An 11,595-nucleotide genomic window follows, 5' to 3' on the forward strand; every position below is an offset into this window, starting at 1 on the left:
TGCCGTACGGGGCGGCGGGCCGCCGCATCGGGGCGCACCGGAGGGGCACCTTCGTCAGCGTGTTCGATACCTGCTCAGGCGCTGAGCACGAGGTACGCCAGGCCGAACGTGCCCCGGTAGCCGCCGTAGTAGCCGGTGCGCCGCTCGTCCACGGCGGCGACGACCCCGTCGTGCAGGGGGTGGTCCGGGTGGGCCAGCGCCCAGCGTTCGCCCCGGCCGATGTTGGCGTGCGACTCGAAGAGGTCCCATTCGCGCCGGTCGGCGGCGGTCACCTGGAGCGCCCGCAGCCCCGCGGCCTCGGCCTGCCGGATCAGGTCGAGCAGCGAGCCGAAGTCCCCGGGCTCGGCGCCGAGTCCGGCGAGCGCCGCCTCGTCCGGCTCCCGCTCCCAGAAGCCCTCACCGAACAGGACCCGGCCGCCGGGCCGTACGGACGCCCGCAGCGCGGCCAGGGCCTCGGCGGTCCCGCCGGGCCAGGCGTGCGAGGCGCCGATGGACACGGCCAGGTCGTAGTTCCCGTCCGGCCATTCGGCGGCGGGGACCTCGTGAAACCGTACGCGGTCCGCGAGTCCCCGCTCGGCCGCGAGCGCCCGGCCGCGCGCCACGGCCTCCGGGTCGGTCTCGACGCCGTCGCCGGTGCTGTCGGGGGCGGACTCCACGAGGCGCATCAGCAGCTCGCCCCAGCCGCTGCCGAGGTCCGCGATCCGCGCGCCGGGCGGGGGTGCGCAGGCGGTAATCAGTTGGGCGGCGTGCTCTTCGGAGAGGGGGGTGTTCCAGGTCAGGCGGTCGTTGTGGGCGGCGGACATCAGGGCGCGGATCTTTTCGGATGACATGGGGGCGGAGCGTGTCATGGGTGCCCCGGCGCGCGCCATGCGTTTTTGGGGGCGGGGTTGCGGGGGGAGGTGCGGGGGGCGGGGGCGCCTGCGGCGGGCCTGTTCCCCTCCCCGCCCCTTCCCGTAACCGGGGGGCCGCCCCCCCCCCCCCCCCCCCCACCCCCCCGGGGGGGGGGGGGGGGCCCCCCCGGGAACACCCGCGCCCGCGCCGCGCCCCGGCGCGCCCCCAACCGGCCAACAGACCCCCACCCCACAGGCCCGCCGCGGTAAAAAGGACGGTGGCATGTCCGGGTCCGCCCCCCCGCCCCCCCCGGGGGGCCCCCCCCCCCCCCCCCCCCCCCCGGGGGGCCCCCCCCCCCGCCGGGGCCCCCCCGCCGCCATGCCGGAGGCCGTCAGCCGGTGGTGCCGTATTCGGTACGGACCAGGGTCAGCAGTTCGTCCGCCGTGAGGCCCAGGCCCCTGGCCTCGGCCACCGTCTCGCGGACCCGTTCGAGGAGGCGGGCGCGGTGCGGGGACGCGCCGTCCGCGATGGCCGCGCCCCGGCCCCGGCGCAGCTCGATCAGGCCCTCCTCGCGCAGCCGCTGGTAGCCCCGCAGCACGGTGTGCACGTTGACGCCGAGCGATTCGGCCAGCACGCGGGCGGCGGGCAGCCGTTCGCCGGGGGCCGCCGCGCCGTCGGCCACGGCGCGGCGCACACAGGCGGCGATCTGGTCGCCGAGCGGCACGGTGGAGGTGGGATCGACCCGGAAGAGCATGGTCAGTGGTCCGTTCGGCGCTGGTCGATCAGGGTGTTGAGGAGCGCGACCCCGGTCGCCGAGTCGTCCACGGTCACCGCGAAGTCGCGGCCGCTGGTCAGCCGGGCCACGATGCCCTCCCCCGACCGGATCATGACACCGCTGCGTCCGGGCCGGATGCGGTACCCCCAGCCGCCGTACTCGGCGAACGGGCTGATGTCACGGCTGACCGCCGCCTCTATCCGGTCCAGCGGGACCCGGACGCGCGGCCAGGGCAGCAGCCCGGAGACGGTGATGCCGCGCCGGTCCACGGTGACGTACGGACGGGCGAAGCTCGCGGTGAGCAGCCCGAGGACGAGGGGCAGCACGGCGAGTGGCCGGCTCGCGGTGAACAGCATGGCGGTTCCGGTCCCGATGAGCAGGAGGGCCGTGAGCGGCAGCCACCAGGACCCGGTGCCACGGGCCCAGCCGGCGACCTCCCCGGCTCCCAGCGCGACGCGCTCGCCGCCCGCTTCGGGTCCGTCGTCCCCGTCCGGTTCGGGGACGGGCGTCAGCGCCGCCGCGAGGTATCCGAGCCCGAAGGCGACGACGCCCGCGCCGAGGGCCACGGCCATGTGCCACATGGGGAAGTGGACGCCCTGCCCCCGGCCCTGCGCGTCCTCGACCGCGTCCACGTTGATGAGGAGGACGGCCCCCAGCAGGTAGCCGATCAGGGCGGCGAAGGAGTACCCGAAGGCGACCAGCATGCGGTGCGCCGTACCGGCGAACTTCCCGAACCCCGCCATCAGCGCCCACAGGAGGCCCGTGCCGAGCAGTACGAGCGTGGTGACGACCAGGTACGAGCTCTGGCCGGCGTAGTCGTCCACCCGGCCGTTGCCCACGAAGTGGCTGGCCAGCTGAGCGGGCAACCGGTCGCGGTGGGTGGCGAAGAGCAGCAGGTCGACGGCGAGCGCGAGCAGGAACGGCAGGGCGGTGAGCACCACGCGGCCGACGGATTTCAGGTTCATCAAAACCTCCCTTGTTCGCATGTTAGTAGAACAATGGAGGCGACGGCAACGGCATAAGGGCTACGCGCGTCGGGAGGGACGGTGGCAGACGGGCGGTCCGGCGCCCGGCCGGTCAGGCCGTTTCGAGCGGGAACGCCCCCCGGTGGCCCGTACCGGCGCCCTCGGTCGGCCGGGGCTCGAACTCCCGGCAGCTCCAGACCTCCTGGACGAAGCCGGTCCGCCGCTCCCACAGCCCCAGCACGTCCTGCTCACCGGCCGTGCCCCGGTACGCCTCCTTGGCGCCCCGGAAGCAGGCGAGGCCGCCGGAGAGACCGCGACCGGGCGCCGGGGCCGGGAAGTAGTCGGAGAACGCGCAGGCTATGCAGGTCCGCAGCCGGATTCCGGGGGGCAGCTCCCGCTGGATCGTCGCCAGCGCGGACCCGAAGTCGCTCTCGGCCCGCTGCGAACCGAAGGCCGCGCCACCGAACCGGAGTTCCAGGTACAGATACGGGTCGGGCCTGCGCAGCGAGAGCAGGCAGCTCAGGGTCGCCTGCCGCTCCACCCCCTCCGCCATGACGGGGAACGGCAGGTCCCATTCCAGGACGCAGTCGCCCAGCACACCGTCCGTCAGCGTGAACAGCCCCTGCTCCGCCGGTCCGGCGGCCACCGGCCGCAGGCCGTCGAAGCTGCCGCCCTCGAAGTCCACGCCCCGGACGCGGAGGCGGAGTTGCTGCCCGTCGGTGGTGAGGATGACGGCGTCCGATCCCTGCCGGTCCCGGTACCACCCTGCCCACGACTCATCTGTCATGAGCAGGGACTGTAGCCCCTGCCTCCGACACCGCCCCTGCCGCCCTCCGCTACGCCGGAGCCGCCCCTCGACACCTCCTTCCGGCCGGCGCCCCGTCAGTGCTTCCGGCGGGTGACGAACTCGGCCAGGGCCAGCAGATCGCCCGCCGCCGAGAGGTCCGGGACCGCCCTGGACAGGTGGTGCACGGCCCGCGCCATGCGGTCGCCGGCGCAGCTCTGCGCCCAGTCGCGGCCGCCCGCCCGGTCCACCGCCTCGGCGGCCCGGCTCACCTCGGCGCGGGTGTTCATCGCGCCCCGGTACAGCTCGGCCAGCTCCGCCGCGGCCGGCCCGCCCGCGGTGAGCGCCGCCACCACGGGCAGCGACTTCTTGTGGGCGCTGAGATCCGCGCCGACCGGCTTCCCGGTCTGGGCCGGGTCGCCCCAGATGCCGATCAGGTCGTCGATCAGCTGGAAGGCGAGGCCCGCCTCCCGGCCGAAGCCGTCCATGGCCCGGACCGCCCGCTCGCCGGCGCCCGCGTAGAGCGCGCCCAGCGCGCAGGCGCAGCCGAGCAGCGCGCCGGTCTTCGCCGTCGCCATGGTCAGGCACTCGTCCAGCGACACCTGGTCCGGGTCGCGCTCCTCGAAGGCGCAGTCGGCCTGCTGGCCCGCGCACAGCTCGATGACGCAGGTCGAGAGCCGGGCCGACGCGGCGGGCGACATCGCTCTGCCGTCCTCGGCGAGCAGCCGCTGGGCGAGGGCCAGCATCGCGTCGCCGGCGATGACGGCGTCCGGGACGCCGAAGACCGTCCAGGCGGTGGCCCGGTGGCGGCGGGTGTGGTCCTCGTCGATGACGTCGTCGTGGAGCAGGGTGAAGTTGTGGACGAGCTCGACGGCGACGGCGGCCCGGACGGCCTGTTCGGGGTCGCCGCCCAGCGCGCGGGTGGCCGCCAGGACCAGCGCCGGTCTGATCGCCTTGCCCGCACCGCCCGCCGCCGGGCTGCCGTCGGCGTGCTGCCAGCCGAAGTGGTACATCGCGACGCGCCGGATCGAGCCGGGCAGGGAGGCGACCGCCGCCCGCAGGTGCGGGTCCACGAGGGTCCGGGTGTACTCAAGGAGCGCCGCGGCCTCGTTGCCCTCGGTCGCGGCGTCTGTTCGGGTCATGGTCAATCGGTCACCCCTGTCGTTGCCGCCCCGGCCCGGGCCGCTGTCGCGGCCTGGGCCGGGGTCGTGGGTGGTTGCTGGGAGCGCGGGCGGCAGGGGGCCCGGACCGCGCGGGGTCCGGGCCCCGTGGCTCACCGCCAGCGGCTGACCTCGACGTTCTCCAGGACACCGAGGGCGTCCGGGACGAGGACCGCCGCGGAGTAGTAGGCCGTCACGAGGTAGGAGATGATCGCCTGCTCGTCGATGCCCATGAAGCGGACCGAGAGGCTGGGTTCGATCTCGTCCGGGATGCCCGTCTGCTGGAGGCCGATGACTCCCTGCTCGGACTCGCCGGTCCTCATGCAGATGATCGACGTGGTGCGGGCGTCGCTGACCGGGATCTTGTTGCAGGGGAAGATCGGGACACCGCGCCAGGCCGGCACATGGTGTCCGCCGACGTCCACGCTCTCCGGGACGAGGCCGCGCTTGTTGCACTCACGGCCGAAGGCGGCGATGGCGCGCGGGTGCGCGAGGAAGAGCTTGGAGCCGCGCCGGCGCGAGAGCAGTTCGTCCATGTCGTCGGGGCTCGGCACCCCGTCGTGCGGCTGCAGCCGCTGCCCGTAGTCGCAGTTGTTGAGCAGGCCGAACTCGCGGTTGTTGATGAGCTCGTGCTCCTGGCGCTCGCGCAGCGCCTCGACCGTGAGCCGCAACTGCTGCTCGGTCTGGTTCATCGGCTGGTTGTAGAGGTCCGCGACGCGGCTGTGGACCTTCAGGACGGTCTGCGCGACGCTCAGTTCGTACTCGCGTGGCGCCGCGTCGTAATCCACGTACGTGTGCGGGACGACGGCCTCGCCGACGTGGCCCGCGGAGAGGTCGATCGCCGCCTCGCCGTACTTGTTGGTGCGCTGCTGCGGAACGGCCAGCAGCCCGGCGAGATGGCCGCGCAGCGAATCGGCCCGTTCCGCGAGGTTGAGCACGTCCGCCCGCCGGAGCGTGAGCACGGTGCACGCGGTGACGGCCCGGGCCGTGTACTCCCAGACGGCGTCGCCCTCGATGAGGGAGTGGTCCCCGAAGTAGGCCCCGTCCGCGTGGACCCCGAGCACCGTCTCGTCACCGTAGGGGCCGGTGCCGACCTTCTCGACCTTGCCGTGCGCCAGCAGGTACACCCGGTCGGCCGCCTCGCCCGCCGTGGCCAGGAGCTGCCCGGCGGGGATCTCCCGCTGCTCGCACCTCCGGGCCAGCTCGGCGAGGACCTCCTCGTCCCCGAAGTCCCTCAGCGCCGGAAGCTCCCCCAGCTCGGCGGGGATGACCGCGACCCGGTCCCCGGTCTGCACGAACGTGACACGGCCGTCCCCGACCGAGTAGCTCAGCCGGCGGTTCACCCGGTACGTGCCGCCCTGCACCTGGACCCACGGCAGCATCTTCAGGAGCCACCGTGAGGTGATCTCCTGCATCTGCGGAGCGGACTTGGTGGTCGTCGCGAGGTTCCGCGCGGCCGCCGTGCCGAGACTCTGCTGCGGCGGCACCTGCACGTTCTGAACCTCTTCACCAACGGACATGTGTCGTCCTCTCGATCTATCGGCTGACCTGCGGGAAGAACACTTCCAGCACGAGGACGGGGCACGCCATTACACAAAAGAGTGTGACTAATCGGGCTTTGGGCGGGGCACAACGCAGCGCGATGCCCGCCCGACGCCCATGCGATGCCCAAGCGATGCCCAAGCGATGCTCCCGACGCGCTTAAATTTGTATCCGGAATGCCAATTAACTAATCTGGCCGCCATGCGGCTGACCAGATTCACCGACGTCGCGCTGCGCGTCCTGATGCGCCTCGCCGTCGTGAAGCACGAGGACCCGCCGACCACCCGCGAGGTGGCGGCGACCATGCAGGTGCCGTACTCGCACGCCGCGAAGGTCGTGGCCCGCCTCCAGCACCTCGGCCTGATCGAGGCGCGGCGGGGCCGGGGCGGCGGGCTCACCCTGACCGAGGCGGGCCGGACGGCGTCGGTCGGCGGGCTCGTCCGCGAACTGGAGGAGCCGGGCGACGTGGTCGACTGCGAGGGCTCCACTCCGTGCCCACTGCGGGCGGCCTGCCGGCTGCGCGTCGCCCTGCGCGAGGCCGAGGAGGCCTTCTACGCCTCGCTGGACCCGCTCACCGTCGCGGAGCTGACCGCCGCACCCACCGGCCCCCTGCTGATCAGCCTCGGCGCCGCACCACCACCCCGGGACTGACCCCCGGCGCACCGGGCCGCCCGCCCGGTGCCTACACTGCCGTTAAATGCGCATCCAAGATGCCAATTCAACATCCGAGGAGTCACCGATGCTCTCCGAGTCGTCCACCGCCACCGTCCGCGCCACCCTGCCCGCCGTCGGCGCGGCCATCGGGGACATCGCCGATCTCTTCTACCGCAAGCTGTTCGACGCCCACCCGGAGCTGCTGCGCGACCTGTTCAACCGGGGCAACCAGGCGTCCGGCGCCCAGCGCCAGGCGCTCGCCGGCTCCATAGCCGCGTTCGCGACCCAGTTGGTCGAGCAGCCCGACACCCGCCCCGACGTGATGCTCAGCCGGATCGCGCACAAGCACGCCTCGCTCGGTGTCACCCCGGCCCAGTACGACGTCGTCCACACCCACCTCTTCGCCGCGATAGCCGAGGTCCTGGGCGACGCGGTGACCCCCGAGGTCGCCGCCGCCTGGGACGAGGTCTACTGGCTGATGGCCAACGCCCTGATCGCCATCGAGGAGCGGCTGTACGCGGAGCAGGGCGTCGTCGCCGGCGACGTCTGGCGGGAGTGGGAGGTCGTCTCGCGCACCGAGGAGACCGACGACGTCGCCCGGTTCCGCATCCGCCCCGCCGACGGCTCGCCGGCCCCCGCCTTCCGCCCCGGCCAGTACGTCTCCGTCCAGGTCGAACTCCCGGACGGCGCACGCCAGATACGCCAGTACAGCCTCTCCAGCGCCCCCGGCTCGGCGCTCCGCTCCATCACGGTCAAGCGGGTCCACGGCAACGACGCGCCGGACGGCGAGGTCTCCCGCCACCTGCACGCGCAGGTCCGCGCCGGCGACCGGCTCCGCGTCTCCGCCCCGTACGGCGACCTCGTGCTGAAGTCCGACGTGGCACCGCTGCTGCTCGCCTCCGCCGGCATCGGCTGCACCCCGATCCTGTCGATGCTGGAGCACCTCGCCGAGGCCGGGCACCGCGCCCCGGTCACCGTCGTGCACGGCGACCGCTCCCCCGCCGACCACGCGCTGCGCACCGACCACACCGCGCTCACGGCCAAGCTGCACGACGGCGCCGCCCACTTCTGGTACGAGAACCCGGAGGACGGCCACCCCGCCGACCGCACCGGGCTCGTGGACCTGAGCGGCCTCGTCGTCCCGTCGGGCACGCACGCCTACCTCTGCGGCCCGCTGCCCTTCATGCGGTCGGTCCGCACCCAGCTGCTCGCCAAGGGCGTCCCGGCCTCCGACATCCACTACGAGGTGTTCGGCCCCGACCTGTGGCTGGCCTCCTGACCCGGCGGCACACCGCGAACTGACCGAATCGGCTCGCACAGAATCCGAACAGGGCCCCGCCGTCGCTCCGCGACCGGTCGGGGCCCTTCCGGCCGGGTAGAACCGCTCCTACACGCACCGAAGGAGCCGGCCATGTCCTCACCCATGTCCGCGAGCGCTTTTCTCGCCGCCCTCAAGAAGGAAGGGCTCACCGTCGTCGAGGTCGGCGACTGGCGCAGCCACAACCGGAACCACAAGGGCCCCTGGGGCCCCGTGAACGGCGTGATGATCCACCACTCCGCCACCAAGGGGACCGACGCCACCGTGAAGATGTGCCGGGACGGCCACCCGGACCTGCCCGGGCCGCTCTGCCACGGCGTCATCGCCAAGGACGGCCGGGTCCACCTGGTCGGCTACGGCAGGACCAACCACGCGGGGATGGGCGACGGCGACGTCCTGCGCGCCGTCGTCGCGGAGAAGAAGCACCTCCCCCACGACAACGAGGCCGACACCGACGGGAACCGGCACTTCTACGGCTTCGAGTGCGAGAACCTCGGCGACGGCGAGGACCCCTGGCCCGACGCCCAGCTCGAAGCCATCGAGAAGGTCTCGGCGGCCATCTGCCGCCACCACGGCTGGACCGCCCGCTCGGTCATCGGCCACCGCGAGTGGCAGCCCGGCAAGGTGGACCCGAAGGGATTCGCGATGAACGACATGCGCGACCGCGTCCACGACCGCCTCAAGTGACCCCCGGGCGGCGCCCGCCGCCACAATGGAACGCATGCCCGCCCCGTCCCCCGCATCCCGGCTGCGCCCGCTGCTGCCCTCGCCCGTGCAGCCGGCCGACGACGAACGCTTCGCCCGGCACGGTGTGACGCTGCTGCTCAAGCGCGACGACCTGATCCACCCCGATCTGCCGGGCAACAAATGGCGCAAACTCGCGCCCAATCTGGCAGCCGCCGCCGGTCGCCCCGTGCTCACCTTCGGCGGCGCGTACTCCAACCATCTGCGGGCCACCGCCGCCGCCGGCCGGCTCCTGGGATTCCGCACCGTCGGAGTCGTACGCGGTGACGAGCTGGCCCACCGCCCCCTCAACCCCTCGCTCGCCCGGTGCGCCGCCGACGGCATGCGGCTGCACTTCGTGGACCGGGCGACGTACCGCGCCAAGAACGACCCGGCGGTCCTGGCCGGACTGCTGGCGGCGTACGGGGACTGCGAGGTCGTCCCGGAGGGCGGCAGCAACGCCCTCGCGGCCAGGGGCTGCGCCGCGCTGGGGCGCGAACTGCGGGGCGTGGCCGACGTGGCGGCGGTGGCCTGCGGCACCGGCGGCACCCTGGCCGGGCTCGCCGCCGGACTCGCGCCGGGCCAGCGCGCGCTCGGCGTCCCGGTCCTGCGCGGCGGCTTCCTGGGTGAGGCGGTGCGGGAGCTCCAGCGGGAGGCGTACGGCGGGCCGGCCGGCGACTGGTGGCTGGACGAGCGGTTCCACTTCGGCGGCTACGCCCGTACGACACCCGGCCTGCACGCCTTCGCAAACGATTTCGAGGACCGGCACGGGCTGCCCGTGGAGCGACTGTATGTGGCCAAAATGCTGCACGCGCTCACCGTGCTGACCGAGGAGGGCGCCTTCCCCGCCGGGACCACGGTCGCGGCCGTGATCACCGGCCGCCCGGACGAGGACGCTCAGCCGTCCTCCCGGTAGGCCGCCGCCTCCTCCAGATCCAGGCGGCGCAGCAGGGTCCGCATCATCTCGTCGTCGATCCTGCGCTCGTCCCGCAGCCGGACGAAGACCTCCCGCTCGGTCTCGATCATCTCGCCGGCCAGCCGCCGGTAGGTGTCGTCCGCCGACTCGCCGGTCACCGGATTGGCCGCGCCCAGGCGCTCCCACACCGCGTTGCGGCGGCGCTCCAGGACGGTCCGCAGGCGGTCCGCCAGGGGCTGGGGCAGCCGGTTGCGCTCATCGGTGAGCAGCGCGTCCAGACGGGCCTCGGCGGCCGTGGACGCCTCGTTCTGGGCCTGCGCCTCGGCCAGCGTGTCGGCCTGCCGGTCCCGGCCCGGGAGCTTCAGCACGCGCACCAGGAGCGGCAGCGTGAGCCCCTGGACCACCAGCGTGCCGATGACGGTGGTGAAGGTCAGGAACAGCACCAGGTTGCGGGCCGGGAAGTCCGCGCCGTCGGTGGTGACGAGGGGGACGGAGAAGGCGATGGCGAGCGAGACGACGCCGCGCATCCCGGCCCAGCCGACGATCAGCGGCGAGGTCCAGTCCGTACCGGTCTCCCGCTCCCTGATCCGCCGCGACAGCCACCGGGGCAGGTAGGTCGCCGGGTAGACCCAGACGAAGCGGACCACCACCACGGCCAGGAACACCAGCACCGCGTATCCGAAGGCGTCCGCCACCGAGTACGTGCCGAGCCCCTTGAGCACGAACGGCAGCTGGAGACCGATCAGCGCGAACACGGCCGACTCCAGGACGAAGGCGATCATCTTCCAGACGGCGGCCTCCTGGAGCCGGGTGGCGAAGTCCACCTGCCAGGACCGGTGGCCCAGGTACAGCGCGACGACGACCACGGCGAGCACCCCCGAGGCGTGTACGCGCTCGGCCGCCGCGTACGCCACGAACGGGATGAGGAGCGACAGGGTGTTCTGGAGCAGCGGCTCCCGCAGGTGGGTCCGCAGCCAGTGCAGCGGGACCATGAGCAGCAGACCGACCCCGACACCCCCGACCGAGGCCAGCAGGAACTCCTCCACCCCCGCGCCCCAGCTGACGCCCTCCCCCACGGCGGCGGCGAGCGCCACCTTGAACGCGGTGATCGCGGTGGCGTCGTTCACCAGGGACTCGCCCTGGAGGATCGTCGTGACACGCGCGGGCAGCCCCACCCGGCGCGCGATCGCCGCGGCGGTGACGGCGTCCGGCGGGGCGATCACGGCGCCGAGCACCAGAGCGGCGGTCAACGGCAGGTCGGGCACCAGCAGGTACGCCAGCCACCCCACCGCGACCGTCGCGAACAGCACGTAGCCGACCGAGAGCAGCGCCACGGGCCGCAGGTTGGCCCGCAGGTCCAGATAGGAGCTGTCCACGGCGGCCGTGTAGAGCAGGGGCGGCAGCAGCAGGGGCAGCACGATGTGCGCGTCCAGGGTGTACGACGGCACCCCCGGCACGTACGAGGCGATCAGGCCGACGGCGACCAGGAGAAGGGGGGCCGGCACCGGCGTGCGGCGTGCGAGGCCCGCGGTCGCGGCACTGCCCGCGACCAGCGCCACCAGGGGCAATGCGTCCATCTCATGATCCTCCCATCCGTCGTAACCTGGCCATCATGAGTGGTTGCCCGCATGTACCGGATCTGCCGCGCCCCGAGCCCGCGCCCCGCGGTGAGACCTGTCCCGAGTGCCTGGCGGCCGGCACCCACCCGGTGCAGCTGCGGCTGTGCCTGAGCTGCGGCCACGTCGGCTGCTGCGACTCCTCTCCCGGACGGCACGCGACGGGGCACTTCGAGCAGACGGGCCATCCGGTCATGCGGAGCTTCGAACCGGGTGAGAACTGGCGTTGGTGCTTTGTCGACGGTTCGATCGTCTGACGTACGGGTACGTCAAACCGGCGCGCGTTGTTCGTAATTGAGTGACGCAGCCCC

At 73.4% G+C, this 11,595-nt stretch carries 12 protein-coding genes; 5 read left to right on the forward strand and 7 right to left on the reverse strand.

The genetic code is table 11. The features are described from left to right. Window positions 1–74: 74 nt before the first annotated feature. From ACFUJY_RS06980 to ACFUJY_RS07005, 6 genes are all read right to left on the reverse strand, one after another. Window positions 75–830 (reverse strand): SAM-dependent methyltransferase, encoded by a 756-nt coding sequence (locus ACFUJY_RS06980; protein WP_383295662.1) that lies wholly within the window; start codon window positions 828–830, stop codon window positions 75–77. Between the two features lie 392 nt (window positions 831–1,222). Beyond that, window positions 1,223–1,585 carry a GntR family transcriptional regulator gene (locus ACFUJY_RS06985; protein ID WP_383295665.1) on the reverse strand — a complete coding sequence of 121 codons (363 nt, stop codon included), beginning with the start codon at window positions 1,583–1,585 and terminating at the stop codon, window positions 1,223–1,225. 2 nt (window positions 1,586–1,587) lie between these two features. Beyond that, the gene (locus ACFUJY_RS06990) at window positions 1,588–2,571 is read right to left on the reverse strand and encodes a DUF1648 domain-containing protein (RefSeq protein WP_383295668.1); all 984 of its coding nucleotides are present in this window, start codon (window positions 2,569–2,571) and stop codon (window positions 1,588–1,590) included. Between the two features lie 112 nt (window positions 2,572–2,683). Next, the gene (locus tag ACFUJY_RS06995; protein ID WP_383295670.1) at window positions 2,684–3,358 is read right to left on the reverse strand and encodes a DUF6304 family protein; all 675 of its coding nucleotides are present in this window, start codon (window positions 3,356–3,358) and stop codon (window positions 2,684–2,686) included. 95 nt (window positions 3,359–3,453) lie between these two features. Further along, a complete protein-coding gene (locus tag ACFUJY_RS07000; RefSeq protein ID WP_383295673.1) occupies window positions 3,454–4,497 on the reverse strand; it encodes a family 2 encapsulin nanocompartment cargo protein polyprenyl transferase in 1,044 nt (347 codons plus the stop codon). Between the two features lie 131 nt (window positions 4,498–4,628). Continuing rightward, window positions 4,629–6,035, reverse strand: coding sequence for a family 2B encapsulin nanocompartment shell protein (locus ACFUJY_RS07005; RefSeq protein WP_383295675.1), 1,407 nt, complete (start codon window positions 6,033–6,035; stop codon window positions 4,629–4,631). Window positions 6,036–6,258: 223 nt separating this feature from the next. Between ACFUJY_RS07005 and ACFUJY_RS07010 the strand changes: the two genes are divergently transcribed. From ACFUJY_RS07010 to ACFUJY_RS07025, 4 genes are all read left to right on the forward strand, one after another. After that, window positions 6,259–6,708, forward strand: coding sequence for an RrF2 family transcriptional regulator (locus tag ACFUJY_RS07010; RefSeq protein WP_383295678.1), 450 nt, complete (start codon window positions 6,259–6,261; stop codon window positions 6,706–6,708). Window positions 6,709–6,796: 88 nt separating this feature from the next. Beyond that, complete coding sequence (locus ACFUJY_RS07015; RefSeq protein ID WP_383296459.1) at window positions 6,797–7,990, forward strand: globin domain-containing protein; 1,194 nt, start codon at window positions 6,797–6,799, stop codon at window positions 7,988–7,990. Between the two features lie 132 nt (window positions 7,991–8,122). Beyond that, the gene (locus ACFUJY_RS07020) at window positions 8,123–8,716 is read left to right on the forward strand and encodes an N-acetylmuramoyl-L-alanine amidase (protein WP_383295680.1); all 594 of its coding nucleotides are present in this window, start codon (window positions 8,123–8,125) and stop codon (window positions 8,714–8,716) included. A 34-nt stretch (window positions 8,717–8,750) separates the two neighbouring features. Further along, complete coding sequence (locus ACFUJY_RS07025; RefSeq protein ID WP_383295683.1) at window positions 8,751–9,668, forward strand: 1-aminocyclopropane-1-carboxylate deaminase/D-cysteine desulfhydrase; 918 nt, start codon at window positions 8,751–8,753, stop codon at window positions 9,666–9,668. On the opposite strand, the gene ACFUJY_RS07030 is transcribed toward ACFUJY_RS07025, so the two are convergent. Further along, window positions 9,650–11,245, reverse strand: coding sequence for a Na+/H+ antiporter (locus ACFUJY_RS07030; RefSeq protein ID WP_383295686.1), 1,596 nt, complete (start codon window positions 11,243–11,245; stop codon window positions 9,650–9,652). The genes ACFUJY_RS07025 and ACFUJY_RS07030 overlap by 19 nt on opposite strands. A 35-nt stretch (window positions 11,246–11,280) precedes the next feature. Between ACFUJY_RS07030 and ACFUJY_RS07035 the strand changes: the two genes are divergently transcribed. Further along, window positions 11,281–11,541, forward strand: coding sequence for a UBP-type zinc finger domain-containing protein (locus tag ACFUJY_RS07035; protein ID WP_164398999.1), 261 nt, complete (start codon window positions 11,281–11,283; stop codon window positions 11,539–11,541). The last annotated feature ends 54 nt before the right edge of the window (window positions 11,542–11,595 follow it).

The organism is Streptomyces sp. NPDC057249 (assembly GCF_042669245.1).
Classification (GTDB): Bacteria; Actinomycetota; Actinomycetes; order Streptomycetales; family Streptomycetaceae; genus Streptomyces.

Coding starts and splice junctions, on each gene's coding strand:
- ACFUJY_RS06980 (WP_383295662.1), bottom strand. CDS start 830: ATGTCATCCGAAAAGATCCGCGCCCTGATGTCCGCCGCCCACAACGAC.
- ACFUJY_RS06985 (WP_383295665.1), bottom strand. CDS start 1,585: ATGCTCTTCCGGGTCGATCCCACCTCCACCGTGCCGCTCGGCGACCAG.
- ACFUJY_RS06990 (WP_383295668.1), bottom strand. CDS start 2,571: ATGAACCTGAAATCCGTCGGCCGCGTGGTGCTCACCGCCCTGCCGTTC.
- ACFUJY_RS06995 (WP_383295670.1), bottom strand. CDS start 3,358: ATGACAGATGAGTCGTGGGCAGGGTGGTACCGGGACCGGCAGGGATCG.
- ACFUJY_RS07000 (WP_383295673.1), bottom strand. CDS start 4,497: ATGACCCGAACAGACGCCGCGACCGAGGGCAACGAGGCCGCGGCGCTC.
- ACFUJY_RS07005 (WP_383295675.1), bottom strand. CDS start 6,035: ATGTCCGTTGGTGAAGAGGTTCAGAACGTGCAGGTGCCGCCGCAGCAG.
- ACFUJY_RS07010 (WP_383295678.1), top strand. CDS start 6,259: ATGCGGCTGACCAGATTCACCGACGTCGCGCTGCGCGTCCTGATGCGC.
- ACFUJY_RS07015 (WP_383296459.1), top strand. CDS start 6,797: ATGCTCTCCGAGTCGTCCACCGCCACCGTCCGCGCCACCCTGCCCGCC.
- ACFUJY_RS07020 (WP_383295680.1), top strand. CDS start 8,123: ATGTCCTCACCCATGTCCGCGAGCGCTTTTCTCGCCGCCCTCAAGAAG.
- ACFUJY_RS07025 (WP_383295683.1), top strand. CDS start 8,751: ATGCCCGCCCCGTCCCCCGCATCCCGGCTGCGCCCGCTGCTGCCCTCG.
- ACFUJY_RS07030 (WP_383295686.1), bottom strand. CDS start 11,245: ATGGACGCATTGCCCCTGGTGGCGCTGGTCGCGGGCAGTGCCGCGACC.
- ACFUJY_RS07035 (WP_164398999.1), top strand. CDS start 11,281: ATGAGTGGTTGCCCGCATGTACCGGATCTGCCGCGCCCCGAGCCCGCG.